Here is a 16,741-nt window from a genome sequence, read left to right on the forward strand (position 1 = left end):
TTGTAATAAAAAAGTTATTTTTCTGTCATTCGAGCATGTCATGTTACCCCCGCGAACATAAAACGCGTGATATCGCGCATCCCGGCACAAAAAGAGAGATAACCGATGATATCGTTACGACATACAGCTTTAGGATTGGCGTTAAGTCTGGCATTGGCGAGCCAGGCGATGGCAGTGACCACAATTCCGTTCTGGCACTCCATGGAAGGCGAGCTGGGCAAAGAAGTTGACTCCCTGGCGCAGCGTTTTAACGCCGCCAACCCGGACTACAAAATTACCCCGATCTACAAAGGCAACTACGAGCAGAGCCTGAGCGCGGGTATCGCCGCTTTCCGTACCGGCAATGCGCCGGCGATTCTACAGGTGTATGAAGTGGGCACCGCCACCATGATGGCGTCAAAAGCGATTAAGCCGGTGTATCAGGTGTTCAGCGATGCCGGGATCACGTTTGACGAATCTCAGTTTGTGCCGACGGTATCCGGTTACTACACCGATGCCAAAACCGGGCATCTGCTCTCTCAGCCGTTTAACAGCTCTACCCCGGTGCTGTACTACAACAAAGATGCCTTCAAAAAAGCCGGTTTAGACCCGGAACAGCCGCCGAAAACCTGGCAGGACCTGGCTGACTACACCGCGAAGCTGAAAGCCGCCGGTATGAAGTGCGGCTACGCCAGCGGCTGGCAGGGCTGGATCCAGATTGAAAACTTCAGTGCCTGGCACGGTCTGCCGGTCGCCAGCAAAAACAACGGCTTCGACGGTACCGATGCGGTGCTGGAGTTCAACAAGCCGGAGCAGGTTAAACATATCGCGCTGCTTGCCGATCTGAACAAGAAGGGCGACTTCAGCTACTTCGGACGTAAAGACGAATCCACCGAGAAGTTCTACAACGGCGACTGTGCGATCACGACCGCGTCCTCCGGCTCGCTGGCGGATATTCGCCATTACACCAAATTCAACTACGGCGTCGGCATGATGCCGTACGATGCCGACGTCAAGGGCGCACCGCAGAATGCCATCATCGGCGGGGCGAGCCTGTGGGTGATGCAGGGTAAAGATAAAGAGACCTATACCGGCGTGGCGAAATTCCTCGAGTTCCTGGCGAAGCCGGAAATTGCCGCCGAATGGCACCAGAAAACCGGCTACCTGCCGATCACCACCGCCGCGTACGATTTGACCCGCCAGCAGGGCTTCTACGACAAGAACCCAGGCGCGGATATCGCGACCCGTCAGATGCTGAACAAACCACCGTTGCCGTTCACCAAAGGCCTGCGTCTGGGCAACATGCCGCAGATTCGTACCATCGTGGATGAAGAGCTGGAAAGCGTCTGGACCGGGAAGAAAACGCCTCAGCAGGCGCTGGATTCTGCGGTAGAGCGCGGGAACCAGCTGCTGCGTCGCTTCGAGCAATCGACCAAGTCTTAATTTAACCGCCTTACCCCTCACCCTAACCCTCTCCCCATAGGGGAGAGGGTACCGTTCGGCGCCGTCTGGTAGAGATTGCACCGGGTTGTCTTTTCTCCCTCGCCCCTTTGGGGAGAGGGCCGGGGTGAGGGGAAAACCAACGCAGAGTTTAACTATGTCATCATCCCGTCCGGTGTTTAAATCGCGCTGGCTGCCCTATGCATTGGTCGCCCCGCAGCTGATTATCACCGTTATTTTCTTTATCTGGCCCGCCGGCGAAGCGCTGTGGTACTCGTTGCAAAGCGTCGACCCGTTTGGGCTCTCCAGCCAGTTTGTTGGCCTGGATAACTTCGTCACGCTGTTTCATGACCCTTACTATCTCGACGCCTTCTGGACGACCATTAAGTTCAGCGCCATGGTAACGGTGAGCGGCCTGCTGGTGTCGCTGGTTTTTGCTGCCCTGGTGGATTATGTCGTGCGCGGCAGTCGTCTCTACCAGACGCTGATGCTGCTGCCATACGCCGTTGCCCCCGCCGTTGCCGCGGTACTGTGGATCTTCCTGTTCAACCCAGGACGCGGGCTGATTACCCACGTTCTCGGTGAGTTCGGCTACGACTGGAACCACGCGCAGAATAGCGGCCAGGCGATGTTCCTGGTGGTCTTCGCCTCGGTGTGGAAGCAAATCAGCTACAACTTTCTGTTCTTCTTCGCCGCTCTGCAGTCGATTCCGCGCTCGCTGGTAGAAGCTGCCGCCATCGACGGCGCCGGCCCGATTCGCCGCTTCTTCAAGCTGGCGCTGCCGCTGATTGCGCCGGTGAGTTTCTTCCTGCTGGTGGTGAACCTGGTTTACGCCTTCTTTGATACCTTCCCGGTGATTGATGCCGCGACGGCAGGCGGCCCGGTACAGGCCACCACCACGCTGATTTATAAGATTTACCGTGAAGGGTTCGCCGGGCTGGATCTCTCGGCCTCTGCCGCGCAATCGGTGGTGCTGATGTTCCTCGTCATCATCCTGACCGTGGTGCAGTTCCGCTACGTGGAAAGAAAGGTGCGTTACCAATGATTGAGAACCGTCGCGGGCTGACTATTTTCAGCCACACCATGCTGATCCTGGGGATTATCGTGATTCTCTTCCCGCTGTACGTCGCGTTCACCGCGGCAACGCTGGACGACAAAGCGGTATTTGCAACGCCGATGACGCTGATCCCCGGTGGCCATCTGTTTGAGAACATGAAGGCCATCTGGGTGAACGGCGTCGGGGCCAACAGCGCGCCGTTCTGGTTGATGATGCTCAACAGCTTCATCATGGCCTTCGCCATCACCGTCGGCAAAATTACCGTCTCGATGCTGTCGGCGTTTGCCATTGTCTGGTTTCGCTTCCCGCTGCGTAACCTGTTCTTCTGGATGATTTTTATCACCCTGATGCTGCCGGTCGAAGTGCGTATCTTCCCGACGGTAGAAGTGATTGCCAACCTGAAAATGCTCGACAGCTACGCGGGCCTGACGCTGCCGTTGATGGCCTCGGCCACCGCGACTTTCCTGTTCCGTCAGTTCTTTATGACCTTGCCGGACGAGCTGATTGAAGCCGCGCGCATTGACGGCGCCTCGCCGATGCGTTTCTTCCGCGACATCGTGCTGCCGCTGTCAAAAACCAACCTCGCGGCGCTGTTCGTTATCACCTTTATCTATGGCTGGAACCAGTATCTCTGGCCGCTGTTGATCATCACCGACGTCAATCTCGGCACCGCCGTGGCGGGCATCAAAGGCATGATCGCCATTGGGCAAGGCACCACGCAGTGGAATCAGGTGATGGCGGCAATGCTGCTCACCCTTATCCCTCCGGTCGTTATCGTTTTAGCCATGCAACGGGCGTTTGTGCGTGGTTTAGTGGACAGTGAGAAATAACATGGCAGGACTGAAATTACAGGCAGTAAGCAAAAGCTGGGACGGCAAAACCCAGGTGATTCAACCGCTGACGCTGGACGTGGCGGACGGCGAGTTTATTGTGATGGTCGGCCCGTCGGGCTGCGGTAAGTCGACGCTGCTGCGCATGGTGGCCGGGCTTGAGCGAGTGACCAGCGGCGACATCTGGATCGATCGCAAGCGCGTCACCGAAATGGAGCCGAAGGATCGCGGCATTGCGATGGTGTTCCAGAACTACGCCCTCTACCCGCATATGAGCGTGGAAGAGAATATGGCCTGGGGGCTGAAAATTCGCGGTATGGGGAAAGCGCACATCGCGGAAAAGGTGCGGGAAGCGGCGCGTATTCTTGAGCTGGATGGCCTGCTGAAGCGCCGTCCGCGCGAACTGTCCGGCGGCCAGCGCCAGCGCGTGGCGATGGGCCGCGCCATCGTACGCGACCCGGCGGTGTTCCTGTTTGATGAGCCGCTCTCTAACCTCGATGCCAAGCTGCGCGTGCAGATGCGTCTTGAACTACAGCAACTGCATCGTCGTCTGAAAACAACCTCGCTTTACGTCACTCACGACCAGGTGGAGGCGATGACCCTTGCCCAGCGGGTGATGGTGATGAACAAAGGCATTGCCGAACAAATCGGCACGCCGGTGGAAGTGTATGAGAAACCGGCCAGCCGTTTTGTGGCGAGCTTTATCGGCAGCCCGGCAATGAACCTGCTGGACGGGCAACTGGATGCGTCCGGCACGCGCTTTGTGTTGTCTAATGGAATGCAGCTCCCGATTCCGGCAGGGCGTCGTGAATATGCCGGACGTCGCATGACGCTGGGTATCCGCCCGGAACATATTGCGTTAAGCTCGCAGGCGGAAGGCGGTGTGCCGATGGTCATCGACACGCTGGAAATTTTAGGTGCAGATAACCTGGCGCACGGGCGCTTTGGTGAATTGAAAATGGTGGTGCGCCTGCCGCACCAGCAGCGCCCGAATGCAGGCACTACGCTGTGGTTACATCTGCCGGATGAACATCTGCACCTCTTTGACGGTGAAACAGGAATGCGAGTATGAGCAACTGGCCCTATCCTCATATCGTCGCCCATCGCGGCGGCGGCAAATTAGCGCCGGAAAATACGTTGGCGGCGATCGACGTGGGTGCGCGCTATGGGCATACCATGATTGAGTTTGACGCCAAGCTGTCGAAAGACGAGCAGATCTTTCTGCTGCATGACGATAACCTTGAACGCACCAGCAACGGCTGGGGCGTGGCAGGCGATCTGAACTGGCAGGATCTGCTACGTGTGGACGCGGGCAGCTGGTTTGCCAGCAGCTTTAAGGGTGAACCGCTGCCGCTGCTGTCGCAGGTGGCGGAACGCTGCCGTCAGCACGGCATGATGGCGAATATTGAGATTAAACCCACCACAGGCACCGGCCCGCTGACCGGCAAAGTCGTGGCGCTGGCCGCCCGCGAGCTGTGGGCCGACATGACGCCGCCACTGCTATCGTCGTTTGAAATCGATGCGCTGGAAGCGGCGCAGCTTGCCGCACCAGAGCTGCCGCGCGGCCTGCTGCTCGACGAGTGGCGCGACGACTGGCGTGAGCTGACCACGCGACTGGGCTGCGTTTCCATTCACCTTAACCATCGTTTACTCGATGAGGCGCGCGTGGATGCGCTGCGCGAGGCCGGGTTAAAGATTCTGGTTTATACGGTCAATAACCCCCAGCGCGCGCGGGAGCTGCTGCGCTGGGGCGTGAACTGCATCTGTACCGATGCGATTGACGTCATTGGCCCGGATTTCCAGCCTTAATACTGCTTCAGCATGCCGCCGTTGTTGTTGGGCAGCGGCTGCTGATTCGGGGTGAGCATACCCGGCTGGGCCTGTTGTACCCGCTGCTGGTTGGCCTTGAGCTGGTTTTGCAGATGCAGCTGTTGCTGCTGCGTCTGCACCTGCCGCTGTTGATTCAGCATCCCTTTCTGCTGCTGTTGTTGGTTCAACATTCGCGACTGCATGCGCTGCTGGCTGGGGATCTCATAACCCGGCTGGTTCGGGTTATTGTCGATGTTCAACGGCGCAGCCAGCGCGGTGAACGGCAGCAGCGCTGCGAGAATCAGTAATCGTTTCATCATCTTTCCTCCTTGTAGGGGATCTCTTAAGTTTACTCCTTTCCCGCCAGAACGAGGATTATTTCAGCATTTTGAACCAGGCTTAGTGGGGACCTCACCGCACGCTCTGGAGAATGATGATGATAACAACGCCGACGTTTTTCCGCCGGGTAGCCCTTGCTGCTCTGCTCTCAGGAAGCTGTTTTAGCGCCGTAGCCGCGCCGCCTCCGCCTCCCGTCTCCTACGGCGTGGAAGAAGATGTGTTTCATCCCGTCCGCGCCCAGCAGGGCATGGTGGCCTCGGTGGATGCCGCCGCCACGCGAGTCGGCGTGGAGATTTTGCGCCAGGGCGGCAATGCCGTCGACGCGGCGGTGGCGGTTGGCTACGCGCTGGCGGTTACGCACCCGCAGGCCGGTAACCTCGGCGGCGGCGGATTTATGCTGCTGCGCACCAAAGACGGTAAAACCACGGCGATCGATTTCCGTGAAATGGCTCCGGAGCAGGCAACGCGCGACATGTTCCTCGACGATCACGGCAACCCGGACAGTAAAAAATCGCTGACTTCGCATCTGGCTTCCGGCACGCCGGGCACCGTCGCCGGTTTCTCCCTGGCGCTGGAAAAATACGGCACACTGCCGCTCAACAAAGTCATTCGCCCGGCGCTGAAGCTGGCGCAAGAGGGTTTTATCGTTAACGATGCGCTGGCCGACGATCTGAAAACCTACGGCAGCGAAGTACTGCCGAATCACGCCAACAGCAAGGCCATCTTCTGGAAAAACGGTGAACCGCTGAAGAAGGGGGATAAGCTGGTGCAGGCTAATCTGGCGAAAAGCCTGGAGCTGATTGCCGAGCACGGGCCGGATGCGTTCTACAAAGGGGCGATTGCCGATCAAATTGCCGAAGAGATGCAGAAAAACGGCGGGCTGTTGAGTAAGGCGGATCTGGCGAATTACAAGGCCGTCGAGCGCACGCCTATTAGCGGCACCTATCGCGGCTATGAAGTATTCTCCATGCCGCCGCCGTCTTCCGGCGGGATTCACATCGTGCAAATTCTTAATATTCTGGAAAACTTCGATCTGCATAAATACGGTTTTGGCAGCGCTGATGCGATGCAGCTTATGGCCGAAGCGGAGAAGCATGCCTATGCCGACCGTTCGGAATATCTCGGCGACCCGGACTTTGTGAAGGTACCGTGGCAGGCGCTGACCAACAAAGCCTACGCTAAATCAATTGCCGACCAGATTGATATCAACAAAGCCAAGCCTTCCAGCCAGATTAAACCCGGCAAGCTGGCCCCATACGAAAGCAACCAGACCACCCATTTTTCGGTGGTGGATAAAGACGGCAATGCGGTGGCGGTGACCTACACCCTCAATACCACCTTCGGCACCGGTATCGTGGCGGGTAACACCGGCATTCTGATGAATAACGAAATGGATGACTTTTCCGCCAAGCCCGGCGTGCCGAACGTCTATGGGCTGGTAGGGGGTGACGCCAACGCGGTAGAGGCGAAGAAACGCCCGCTGTCGTCAATGTCGCCGACCATCGTCGTCAAAGACGGCAAGACATGGCTGGTGACCGGTAGCCCGGGCGGTAGTCGTATTATCACCACGGTGCTGCAGATGGTGGTCAACAGCATCGATTTTGGTATGAACGTGGCGGAAGCCACCAACGCGCCGCGTTTCCACCACCAGTGGCTGCCGGACGAACTGCGGGTCGAGAAGGGCTTTAGCCCGGACACGCTCAAGCTGCTGGAGGCGAAAGGGCAGAAAGTGGCGCTGAAAGAGGCGATGGGCAGCACGCAGAGCATTATGGTCGACCCGGACGGGACGCTGTATGGGGCCTCGGACCCGCGTTCGCCGGATGATTTAACTGCGGGTTATTAAGCTATATATCTGATCTAACTATAAAATGTTAGATCAGATAACTTCAATAAATAGATAAGAGAATTGCTTACCGTTAATCGCGAGCTGTAACGAAAAACGTTTTTGCCTGCGAAAATCACCGTGTCATGTTGACCTCTTTATTCAGCAAGAGGGGGCGTGATGGACGCAGAGGTACCGGTAAGAAGGGTGACGCTTGCGCTGGGGATCTTTTTTGATGGTACGGGCAATAATGCGTTAACCACCCAAAAAATGGTGGAGATTTTTCGTCAACAGCACGGAAATATCGACAGCGTCGAGGCAGAGCCCCTTTTCAGGCGTCATGCCCAAACGCATTTCGGGGTAAGCGGTACGCAAGCGGCGAGCTATCTCGGCTATTACACCAATATTTACGCGTTGCAGGCGCTCTACGCGCTCCCCGATTCTGCCGGGAAGGAACGGATTCAACAGGCGATTTATATTGAGGGCGTGGGTACCTGCGTGGGAAAGCCTGATTGCGTCATCGGGATGGGTTTTGGCACCGGAGAATATGGCGTGATAGCCAAAACTGATGAGGCTATTGCCCGTCTGGTGTCAGCGGTGTCGGCAGCACTCGCTTCGTTAAGTGGTCCGTGGGTAGTTGATTGCGTGCTGTTCGATCTCTTTGGCTTCAGCCGCGGTGCGGCGGCGGCTCGCCATTTTGCCAATCGTATTCAATCGGAAGATCCGGCTATCTTTCGCGCTATTGCCTCTGCCGTAGGCGATCTGCCACGGATACGCTGCCGCTTTATTGGTCTATTTGATACCGTTGCCGCTATCGCGACGCTTGCCAACGGTATGGATCCCCACGGCCCTGACACCGGCGAGGTCAATCTTGTACTGCGTCCGGGCGTGGCGGAACACGTTTTTCACATCGTCGCTCAGCATGAATGCCGCTATAACTTTGCGCTGAACAGCGTTGCACCAGCATGGCCGGAGCTTTTGCTACCGGGTGCGCATTCGGATATCGGCGGCGGCTATCTGCCGCGAATGCGTGAGGATCTCTTTCTCACGCGCCCGCAGGTTGAGACGGTGCCGTGGAATGAGCCAGGCGAACGATCACGGGTTTATCGGCAAGCTGTCGCGCAGCTTTCCGCACTCAACAACGCTCCCGCAATGGCTCCCTTAATGCGAACGCACTCGGTGATGCCGGCTACCTGGGAGGATGAATTTGCCCCGAACGATCGCTACGGGCAGATGCAAAGACGATGTTTTGCGGCGTTGACCTTGCGGCAGCGACTGGTCAGCGCCGACTGGTCGCAGGCCGCGTTATGGGTGATGCTGGATGCGGCACGTGCTGCCGGCGTGCTGTTTGATGAGCCGACGCTACACTTGCCGGAGGCGTTAATACCCCTTGTCGAGCGCGCCAGACAAATGGGGAAGGCGGTACGCGTAGGATCGCGGATAAACGGGTTTAGCACGCAGGAATTAGATACGCTGGCGCAGGACTATATTCACTGCTCGGCTAACTGGAACAGCGTGACGGTGAATGATGCAGGCGAGCTTTATGGCGGCGCGGCGGTAGCGGAAACGCTCGGCTTTGTGAATAGACCTGATGAAGGGTGGGTCAGGACCGTCTACGATTTGAACGGCAAAAAGTGGTGAGTGCCCGGCACGTGGCCGGGCGAACGGTTTAAATGGGTTTCACCCGCGCCATAAAATAGGCATCCACATACTCCCCATTACGCAGCGCATAGTTGCGCCCGGTGCCTTCGATCTCAAACCCGTGCTTTTGATACACCGCCACCGCCGGCGCGTTATCGACAAACACGGTGAGTTCAATGCGGTCGACGCGCAGCCAGTTGTCGCACATATCGATCATGGTGCGCATGAGCGCGCTGGCGACGCCGCGGTTTTGCCAGCGGGCATCGACGCAAATACCAAAATCGGCGACGTGGCTGCGGCGAGGGCGTTGGGGGATGGCAATACTGAGGTGGCCAACCACCTGTTCATCGATGCAGGCGACCAGTTGCTTGATACCTGGCTGGTCGGCTAGCCGCTCTTGCCACATGTGGCTGGAAGGATGAGGCACCTGTAGCGTGTTGTGATACACCTCCGGCTGGGCGTGGATCTGACGGATAGCGTCGAAATCTTTGGGTTCAGCGTGGCGTATCACGATGTCACTCATTCTTCATTTCCTTTGTGGTGTAAAAGTCCCTTTTAACATCATTGATTTTGAAATGTGCGTCAATTAGCTTTTTTTGCAAAAATCACTGGACAGTTGCGAATGAGAATGATTATTATTGTCCTGCATTCAGGGCGTCCTTGCGGAGTTCCTGAAAGCACGACATTGCTCACATTGCTTCCAGTATTACTTTAGCCAGCTTATTGCTGGCTTTTTTTTGTCTGTCATTGCGCTATGGTATTCAGCAAACTCTTCAAAAGGACTGAACCATGACTCTGCACTGCGCCTTTATCGGCTTTGGCAAAAGCACCACCCGCTACCATCTTCCCTACGTTCTGCACCGCAAAGCCGACTGGCACGTGGCGCATATCTATCGCCGCAGTCCGAAGCCGGACGAGCAGGCGCCGCAGTATGCGCACATTCACTTCACCAGCGAGCTGAACGATATTCTGCACGATCCGCAGGTGAAGCTGGTGGTGGTTTGCACCCATGCTGATAGCCACTTCGAGTACGCGAAAAAAGCGCTGGAAGCGGGCAAGAACGTACTGGTAGAAAAACCGTTCACCCCGACGCTGGCGGAAGCGAAGGAACTGTTTGCGTTAGCGAAAAGCAAAGGGCTGACCGTCTCTCCGTATCAGAACCGTCGCTTTGACTCCTGCTTCCTGACCGCCAAAAAAGCCATTGAGAGCGGTAAGCTGGGCGAGATTATTGAAGTAGAAAGCCACTTTGACTACTACCGTCCGGAAGCGCCGACCCAGCCGGGCCGTCCACAGGATGGCGCGTTTTATGGCCTGGGCGTGCACACCATGGACCAAATCATCTCGCTGTTTGGTCGTCCGGATCACGCGGCGTACGACATTCGCAGCCTGCGCAATCCGGCCAATCCGGATGATACCTTTGAAGCTCAGCTGTTCTACGGCAACCTGAAGGCGATAGTGAAAACCAGTCACCTGGTGAAAATCGACTACCCGAAATTTATCGTGCACGGCACCAAAGGTTCCTTCGTGAAGTACGGTATCGATCAGCAGGAAACCAGCCTGAAAGCGGGCATTATGCCGGGCGATGCGGGCTTTGCGGCGGATAGTTCACTGGCACAGCTGGAGTACGTCAACGACGCGGGGGAAACGGTAAAAGAGCAGTGGCAGGCCGAGCGTGGCGACTATGGTCGCGTGTACGATGCGCTGTATCAGACGCTGACCCAAGGCGCGCCGAATTTCGTCAAGGAAACTGAGGCTCTCACCAATATGGAACTGCTTGAGCGCGCCTTTGAGCAACCGTCTCCTGCCACGATTACCCTTGCCAAATAAGTAAAAATGGCTCCTCTGTTCTTGTTCATATTTTTTGAACAGAGGAGTCAATTTTCACCCACTATCATCCTGAGCGGTTTACGTCCAAACTTGTTTCATCGAAAACATGAGGGGGTAAAAAATGATTTTCTTACGCAAAGCAAATGAACGTGGTCACGCGAATCATGGTTGGCTGGATTCCTGGCATACCTTCTCTTTTGCCGACTACTACGATCCGAATTACATGGGCTTCTCGGCGCTGCGCGTCATTAACGATGACGTGATTGATGCAGGCCAGGGGTTCGGTACTCACCCGCACAAAGACATGGAAATCCTGACCTACGTGCTGGAAGGCGCCGTGGAGCACCAGGACAGCATGGGTAACAAAGAGCAGGTTCCGGCGGGCGAGTTCCAGATTATGAGCGCCGGTACCGGGGTGCGTCACTCGGAGTACAACCCGAGCGCCACCGATAAGCTGCACCTGTATCAGATCTGGATTATTCCAGAAAAAACCGGCATCACGCCGCGCTACGAACAGCGTCGCTTCGACGCCGCGCAGGGCAAACAGCTGGTGCTGTCGCCGGATGCGCGTGAAGGTTCGCTGAAGGTTTACCAGGATATGGAACTGTACCGCTGGGCGCTGGCAAAAGGCGAACAATCGGTGCACCAGATTGCCGCCGACCGCCGCGTGTGGATTCAGGCAGTGAAAGGCGAAGTTTCGATTAATGGTACCAAAGCCACCACCAGCGATGGTCTGGCGATTTGGGATGAGCAGGCGATTTCGGTTCACGCCGACAGCGAAAGCGAAATTTTACTCTTCGATCTGCCGCCAGTTTGATCCGTCTTAAATAATTAGCGCAACCTCCCCAATCTTGCGGGGAGGTTGCGTCATCTCCGTGGTAAACTTCAGCAATATTTCACCTTTGTTTGCCTTTGGACGATGAAAAAGAAAAGACCCGTACTTCAGGATGTTGCCGATCGCGTTGGCGTAACCAAAATGACGGTGAGCCGTTTTTTACGTAACCCGGAGCAGGTTTCCGAAGCGTTACGCGGTAAAATTGCGGCGGCGCTTGATGATCTGGGCTATATCCCCAATCGGGCTCCCGATATTCTCTCCAATGCGACCAGTCGCGCCATCGGCGTGCTGCTGCCCTCATTAACCAACCAGGTCTTTGCGGAAGTGCTGCGCGGCGTGGAAAGCGTCACCGACGCCCACGGCTATCAGACGATGCTTGCCCACTACGGCTACAAGCCGGAAATGGAGCAGGAGCGCCTCGAGTCGATGCTCTCCTGGAACATTGATGGCCTGATTCTCACTGAACGTACCCACACGCCGCGTACCCTGAAAATGATCGAAGTTGCCGGTATTCCGGTAGTTGAGCTCATGGATAGCCAGTCTCCGTGCCTCGATATCGCCGTGGGTTTCGATAACTTTGAAGCGGCGCGGCAGATGACGGCGGCAATTATCGCGCGCGGCCATCGCCACATTGCCTATTTAGGCGCGCGTCTCGATGAACGTACTATTATCAAACAGAAAGGCTACGAGCAGGCGATGCTTGACGCGGGCCTGACGCCGTATAGCGTGATGGTGGAGCAGTCGTCGTCTTACACTTCCGGCATCGAACTGATGCGCCAGGCACGACGCGAATTCTCCAGGCTGGACGGCATTTTCTGTACCAACGATGACCTTGCGGTCGGCGCGGCGTTTGAGTGCCAGCGCCTGGGGCTGAAAATTCCGGACGATATCGCGATTGCCGGTTTTCACGGCCACGATATCGGCCAGGTGATGGAACCGCGTCTCGCCAGTGTCCTGACGCCGCGTGAGCGCATGGGGCGTATTGGCGCGGAGCGTCTGCTTGCCCGTATTCGCGGTGAGGTAGTGACGCCGAAGATGTTAGATTTAGGTTTCACTTTGTCACCGGGTGGTTCTATTTAGGCCTCACAAGTTTGAACTAGATCACACATATTCACTCGTAATTCACTTCCGGCACGAATGGTTATTGCTTATCCAGTTGCTCAGCATGACAATGTTACCGATAACTGTTACCCGTAACAAATTCTCAGTGCCCAACAGGAGGACGCCTTGAGCACGACTAACCACGATCACCACGTTTATGTACTGATGGGCGTATCCGGCAGCGGTAAATCCGCCGTTGCCAGCGAAGTCGCACATCGCCTGAACGCCGCGTTTCTGGACGGCGATTTCCTGCACCCGCGCAGCAATATCGTCAAAATGTCCTCCGGCGAACCGCTGAACGACGACGACCGCAAACCCTGGCTGCAGGCGCTGAATGACGCCGCGTTTGCCATGCAGCGCACGAACAAAGTCTCGCTGATTGTCTGCTCCGCGCTGAAAAAAGCGTACCGCGACATTCTGCGTGAAGGGAACCCGAATCTCTCCTTCGTCTACCTGAAAGGGGATTTCGAGGTGATTGAGAGCCGTCTGAAAGCGCGTAAGGGCCACTTCTTCAAGACCCAAATGCTGGTGACGCAGTTCGAAACCCTGCAAGAACCGGGCGTTGACGAACGCGACGTGCTGGTGGTTGATATCGATCAGCCGCTGGAAGGCGTTATCGACAGCACCATTGAAGTGATTAACAAAGGCCGTATCGCGTGACAACTTTATCGTTAGTTTTAACAGCAGTGGGTTCCGTTTTACTGCTGCTGTTTTTAGTCATGAAGGCGCGTATGCACGCCTTCCTGGCTTTGATGGTGGTTTCTATTGGTGCAGGGCTTTTCTCCGGTATGCCGTTGATTAAAATCGCGGAAACCATGGAGAAAGGCATGGGCGGTACGCTGGGCTTCCTGGCTATCGTGGTCGCGCTGGGCGCGATGTTCGGCAAAATTCTGCACGAGACGGGCGCAGTCGATCAGATTGCGGTCAAAATGCTGAAATCCTTCGGCCACAGCCGCGCGCACTATGCCATTGGTATCGCCGGCCTTATCTGTGCGCTGCCGCTGTTCTTTGAAGTGGCGATCGTGCTGCTGATTAGCGTCGCGTTCTCTATGGCGCGTCACACCGGGACCAACCTGGTGAAGCTGGTGATTCCACTGTTTGCCGGTGTGGCAGCCGCTGCGGCGTTTCTGCTGCCGGGGCCAGCGCCAATGCTGCTGGCTTCCCAAATGCACGCCGACTTTGGCTGGATGATTCTGATTGGCCTGTGTGCGGCGATTCCGGGGATGATTATTGCCGGGCCGCTGTGGGGCAATTTTATCAGCCGTTACGTTGAGCTGAATATTCCTGATGACATTACCGAGCCGCACCTCGGCGAAGGCAAAATGCCGTCCTTCGGCTTCAGCCTGGCGCTGATTCTGCTGCCGCTGGTGCTGGTGGGTCTGAAAACGATCGCCGCGCGCTTTGTGCCGGTGGAGTCCGAAACCTATCAGTGGTTTGAATTTATCGGTCACCCATTCACCGCGATTCTGATTGCCTGCCTGGTGGCGATTTATGGCCTGGCGTTCCGTCAGGGCATGGCAAAAGACAAAGTGATGGCGATCTGTGGCGCGGCCTTGCAGCCAGCGGGGATTATTCTGCTGGTTATCGGTGCGGGCGGCGTGTTCAAACAGGTGCTGGTGGATTCCGGCGTCGGCCCGGCATTGGGTGAAGCCCTGACCGGGATGGGCCTGCCGATTGCGCTGACCTGCTTCATTCTGGCCGCCGCGGTGCGCATTATTCAGGGTTCCGCGACGGTTGCGTGTCTGACTGCGGTTGGCCTGGTGATGCCGGTGATTGAACAGCTGCATTACAGCGGCGCTCAGCTGGCGGCGCTGTCTATCTGTATCGGTGGCGGTTCTATCGTGGTGAGCCACGTGAACGACGCAGGCTTCTGGCTGTTCGGTAAGTTTACCGGCGCGACGGAAGCGCAGACGCTGAAAACCTGGACCATGATGGAAACCATTCTTGGTACGGTAGGCGCGATTGTCGGTATGGTGGCGTTTTCGCTGCTGAGCTGACCTGAAGTGCTCCCTCTCCCCTATGGGGAGAGGGATTGTACGGTGCAACGATTTATTATCCCTTCATCCACATCCGAATGCCGTCCAGGAACATCTGGGTCGCCATCATCACCAGAATCAATCCCATCAGACGCTCTAACGCGTTAACCCCTTTCTCGCCCAGCAGGCGCAGAAACAGCGACGACTGCAGCAAAATCACCACTGTGCCGCCCCAGGCAATCAGCAGCGCAATGACCAGATGCGACAGATTGTTGGGATACTGATGCGACAGCAGCATCAGCGTCGCCAGCAGCGTCGGCCCGGCAACCAGTGGAATGGCAAGCGGGACAATAAACGGTTCTTCACCCGCCGGTAGCCCCGAGCTGTTCCCCGTGGCGCTGGGGAAAATCATCTTAATAGCAATCAGGAATAAAATGATGCCGCCGGAGATGGAAACCGTCTCGGCGCGCAGGTTTAAAAACGCCAGAATCTTCTCGCCCGCGAAGAGAAAAATCAGCATCAGTAGGAGTGCGATTAAAAGCTCACGTATCATGATCGCCTTGCGGCGCTTGGGTTCCGTGTGTTTTAGCACCGACATAAAAATGGGCAAATTTCCCAGTGGATCCATAATCAGGATCAATAAAACAGCGGCGGAAAAGATTTCACTCATGACTCAAATTCCCTGATAATTGTTGTGGAATTTCTGCTCTACACATCGTCTGCGTTGCGGAGTTCAACGTGGATAAATGTGTCCCCTATAACTGGGGGAATAAGTTGCATTTCTGATTGCTTTGCAATCATTGATTAATTTCACTTGCGACTTTAGCTGCTTTTTGTAATGTGAAGGGATGCCCAGTGGAACTGGTAAGCAATAACAGCACATATCTGCAGGAAAATTCGTTATGAAAAATGTTGGTTTTATCGGCTGGCGCGGGATGGTCGGCTCTGTACTCATGCAACGCATGGTTGAAGAGCGCGACTTTGACGCCATTCGCCCGGTCTTCTTCTCCACCTCTCAGTTAGGTCAAGCTGCGCCGTCGTTCGGCGGCACCGCCGGTGGTAAGCTTCAGGACGCCTATGATCTTGAAGCGCTGAAGGCGCTCGACATTATTGTTACCTGTCAGGGCGGCGATTATACCAACGAAATCTATCCTAAGCTGCGTGAAAGCGGCTGGCAGGGTTACTGGATTGACGCAGCTTCCTCGCTGCGCATGAAAGATGACGCCATCATTATTCTCGACCCGGTGAACCAGCAGGTCATCACCGACGGTCTGAACAACGGGATTAAAACCTTCGTCGGCGGTAACTGCACCGTCAGCCTGATGCTGATGTCGCTGGGCGGCCTCTTCGCCAACGATCTGGTTGAGTGGGCCTCTGTTGCTACCTATCAGGCGGCTTCCGGCGGCGGCGCGCGCCACATGCGCGAGTTGCTGACCCAAATGGGCCTGCTGCACAACCACGTTGCCAGCGAACTGGCCGACCCGGCTTCCGCCATCCTCGACATCGAACGCAAAGTGACCACCTTGACCCGCAGCGGCGATCTGCCGGTTGATAACTTTGGCGTCCCGCTGGCGGGCGGCCTGATTCCGTGGATCGACAAGCAGCTCGACAACGGCCAGAGCCGTGAAGAGTGGAAAGGCCAGGCGGAAACCAACAAAATTCTCGCGACCTCCTCGGTGATTCCGGTGGATGGGTTATGCGTACGTATCGGCGCGCTGCGTTGCCACAGCCAAGCATTCACCCTGAAATTGAAAAAAGATATTTCCATAAGTTCTGTGGAGGAATTACTGGCTGCGCACAATCCGTGGGCGAAAGTGGTGCCAAACGATCGTGAAATCACGATGCGCGAACTCACCCCGGCGGCGGTCACCGGTACGCTGACCACGCCAGTTGGGCGTTTGCGCAAACTGAATATGGGGCCGGAATACCTGTCAGCGTTCACCGTTGGCGACCAGCTCCTGTGGGGCGCAGCCGAGCCGCTGCGTCGTATGCTACGTCAATTGGCGTAAACATTTATTCATCGATCAGGGGTGGCGAACCACCCCTTTTTTTTGCGTAATACAAGGGAGTAAACGCAGTTATGTC

Annotated in this window: 15 protein-coding genes and 1 pseudogene; 13 read left to right on the top strand and 3 right to left on the bottom strand. The window is 56.3% G+C overall.

Features of this window, described 5'->3' with window-relative positions:
• Positions 1-105 precede the first annotated feature (105 nt).
• From ugpB to ugpQ, 5 genes are all read left to right on the top strand, one after another.
• Complete coding sequence (ugpB, locus tag ACW14G_RS14685) at positions 106-1,422, top strand: sn-glycerol-3-phosphate ABC transporter substrate-binding protein UgpB (protein WP_455648659.1); 1,317 nt, start codon at positions 106-108, stop codon at positions 1,420-1,422.
• 154 nt (positions 1,423-1,576) lie between these two features.
• Positions 1,577-2,464, top strand: coding sequence for a sn-glycerol-3-phosphate ABC transporter permease UgpA (gene ugpA, locus ACW14G_RS14690; RefSeq protein WP_163446760.1), 888 nt, complete (start codon positions 1,577-1,579; stop codon positions 2,462-2,464).
• On the top strand, positions 2,461-3,306 hold the full coding sequence (ugpE, locus tag ACW14G_RS14695) for a sn-glycerol-3-phosphate ABC transporter permease UgpE (protein ID WP_223803742.1): 846 nt from the start codon (positions 2,461-2,463) through the stop codon (positions 3,304-3,306). Before ugpA ends, ugpE begins: the two co-directional genes overlap by 4 nt.
• A 1-nt stretch (position 3,307) precedes the next feature.
• Positions 3,308-4,378, top strand: coding sequence for a sn-glycerol-3-phosphate import ATP-binding protein UgpC (locus ACW14G_RS14700; protein WP_249022646.1), 1,071 nt, complete (start codon positions 3,308-3,310; stop codon positions 4,376-4,378).
• Complete coding sequence (ugpQ, locus tag ACW14G_RS14705; protein WP_249022647.1) at positions 4,375-5,115, top strand: glycerophosphodiester phosphodiesterase; 741 nt, start codon at positions 4,375-4,377, stop codon at positions 5,113-5,115. The genes ACW14G_RS14700 and ugpQ overlap by 4 nt, the downstream gene beginning before the upstream one ends.
• Positions 5,116-5,123: 8 nt before the next feature.
• Here the strand turns inward: ugpQ and ACW14G_RS14710 are convergent.
• Positions 5,124-5,432 (bottom strand): annotated as a pseudogene (locus ACW14G_RS14710) (DUF2756 family protein); the annotation flags it as partial.
• A gap of 119 nt (positions 5,433-5,551) precedes the next feature.
• Between ACW14G_RS14710 and ggt the strand changes: the two are divergent.
• Positions 5,552-7,297, top strand: a complete 1,746-nt coding sequence (gene ggt, locus ACW14G_RS14715; RefSeq protein WP_249023277.1) for a gamma-glutamyltransferase — start codon at positions 5,552-5,554, stop codon at positions 7,295-7,297.
• 159 nt (positions 7,298-7,456) lie between these two features.
• On the top strand, positions 7,457-8,917 hold the full coding sequence (locus tag ACW14G_RS14720; RefSeq protein ID WP_249022648.1) for a T6SS phospholipase effector Tle1-like catalytic domain-containing protein: 1,461 nt from the start codon (positions 7,457-7,459) through the stop codon (positions 8,915-8,917).
• A 28-nt stretch (positions 8,918-8,945) separates the two neighbouring features.
• Here the strand turns inward: ACW14G_RS14720 and yhhY are convergent, their stop codons facing one another.
• Positions 8,946-9,440 (bottom strand): N-acetyltransferase, encoded by a 495-nt coding sequence (gene yhhY / locus ACW14G_RS14725; protein ID WP_167574896.1) that lies wholly within the window; start codon positions 9,438-9,440, stop codon positions 8,946-8,948.
• A gap of 266 nt (positions 9,441-9,706) precedes the next feature.
• Between yhhY and ACW14G_RS14730 the strand changes: the two genes are divergently transcribed.
• The 5 genes from ACW14G_RS14730 (at position 9,707) to gntU (ending at position 14,677) form a co-directional block, all read left to right on the top strand.
• Complete coding sequence (locus ACW14G_RS14730; protein WP_167574897.1) at positions 9,707-10,744, top strand: oxidoreductase; 1,038 nt, start codon at positions 9,707-9,709, stop codon at positions 10,742-10,744.
• 121 nt (positions 10,745-10,865) lie between these two features.
• The gene (locus tag ACW14G_RS14735) at positions 10,866-11,561 is read left to right on the top strand and encodes a pirin family protein (protein ID WP_455648660.1); all 696 of its coding nucleotides are present in this window, start codon (positions 10,866-10,868) and stop codon (positions 11,559-11,561) included.
• Positions 11,562-11,663: 102 nt separating this feature from the next.
• On the top strand, positions 11,664-12,659 hold the full coding sequence (gntR, locus tag ACW14G_RS14740; RefSeq protein WP_064541405.1) for a gluconate operon transcriptional repressor GntR: 996 nt from the start codon (positions 11,664-11,666) through the stop codon (positions 12,657-12,659).
• A 147-nt stretch (positions 12,660-12,806) separates the two neighbouring features.
• On the top strand, positions 12,807-13,340 hold the full coding sequence (gene gntK, locus ACW14G_RS14745) for a gluconokinase (protein ID WP_249022649.1): 534 nt from the start codon (positions 12,807-12,809) through the stop codon (positions 13,338-13,340).
• A complete protein-coding gene (gene gntU / locus ACW14G_RS14750; RefSeq protein ID WP_163446745.1) occupies positions 13,337-14,677 on the top strand; it encodes a gluconate transporter in 1,341 nt (446 codons plus the stop codon). Before gntK ends, gntU begins: the two co-directional genes overlap by 4 nt.
• A 55-nt stretch (positions 14,678-14,732) precedes the next feature.
• Here gntU and ACW14G_RS14755 read toward each other — a convergent pair whose 3' ends face one another.
• The gene (locus tag ACW14G_RS14755) at positions 14,733-15,326 is read right to left on the bottom strand and encodes a YhgN family NAAT transporter (RefSeq protein WP_035892151.1); all 594 of its coding nucleotides are present in this window, start codon (positions 15,324-15,326) and stop codon (positions 14,733-14,735) included.
• 232 nt (positions 15,327-15,558) lie between these two features.
• On the opposite strand from ACW14G_RS14755, the gene asd reads away from it, so the two are divergent.
• On the top strand, positions 15,559-16,665 hold the full coding sequence (asd, locus tag ACW14G_RS14760) for an aspartate-semialdehyde dehydrogenase (RefSeq protein WP_249022650.1): 1,107 nt from the start codon (positions 15,559-15,561) through the stop codon (positions 16,663-16,665).
• Positions 16,666-16,741 lie beyond the last annotated feature (76 nt).

This window comes from Kluyvera sp., from assembly GCF_965301105.1.

Coding starts and splice junctions, on each gene's coding strand:
- gntR (WP_064541405.1), top strand. CDS start 11,664: ATGAAAAAGAAAAGACCCGTACTTCAGGATGTTGCCGATCGCGTTGGC.
- yhhY (WP_167574896.1), bottom strand. CDS start 9,440: ATGAGTGACATCGTGATACGCCACGCTGAACCCAAAGATTTCGACGCT.
- ACW14G_RS14700 (WP_249022646.1), top strand. CDS start 3,308: ATGGCAGGACTGAAATTACAGGCAGTAAGCAAAAGCTGGGACGGCAAA.
- ggt (WP_249023277.1), top strand. CDS start 5,552: ATGATAACAACGCCGACGTTTTTCCGCCGGGTAGCCCTTGCTGCTCTG.
- ACW14G_RS14730 (WP_167574897.1), top strand. CDS start 9,707: ATGACTCTGCACTGCGCCTTTATCGGCTTTGGCAAAAGCACCACCCGC.
- ugpA (WP_163446760.1), top strand. CDS start 1,577: ATGTCATCATCCCGTCCGGTGTTTAAATCGCGCTGGCTGCCCTATGCA.
- ugpE (WP_223803742.1), top strand. CDS start 2,461: ATGATTGAGAACCGTCGCGGGCTGACTATTTTCAGCCACACCATGCTG.
- ACW14G_RS14735 (WP_455648660.1), top strand. CDS start 10,866: ATGATTTTCTTACGCAAAGCAAATGAACGTGGTCACGCGAATCATGGT.
- ugpB (WP_455648659.1), top strand. CDS start 106: ATGATATCGTTACGACATACAGCTTTAGGATTGGCGTTAAGTCTGGCA.
- ACW14G_RS14755 (WP_035892151.1), bottom strand. CDS start 15,326: ATGAGTGAAATCTTTTCCGCCGCTGTTTTATTGATCCTGATTATGGAT.
- asd (WP_249022650.1), top strand. CDS start 15,559: ATGAAAAATGTTGGTTTTATCGGCTGGCGCGGGATGGTCGGCTCTGTA.
- ugpQ (WP_249022647.1), top strand. CDS start 4,375: ATGAGCAACTGGCCCTATCCTCATATCGTCGCCCATCGCGGCGGCGGC.
- ACW14G_RS14720 (WP_249022648.1), top strand. CDS start 7,457: ATGGACGCAGAGGTACCGGTAAGAAGGGTGACGCTTGCGCTGGGGATC.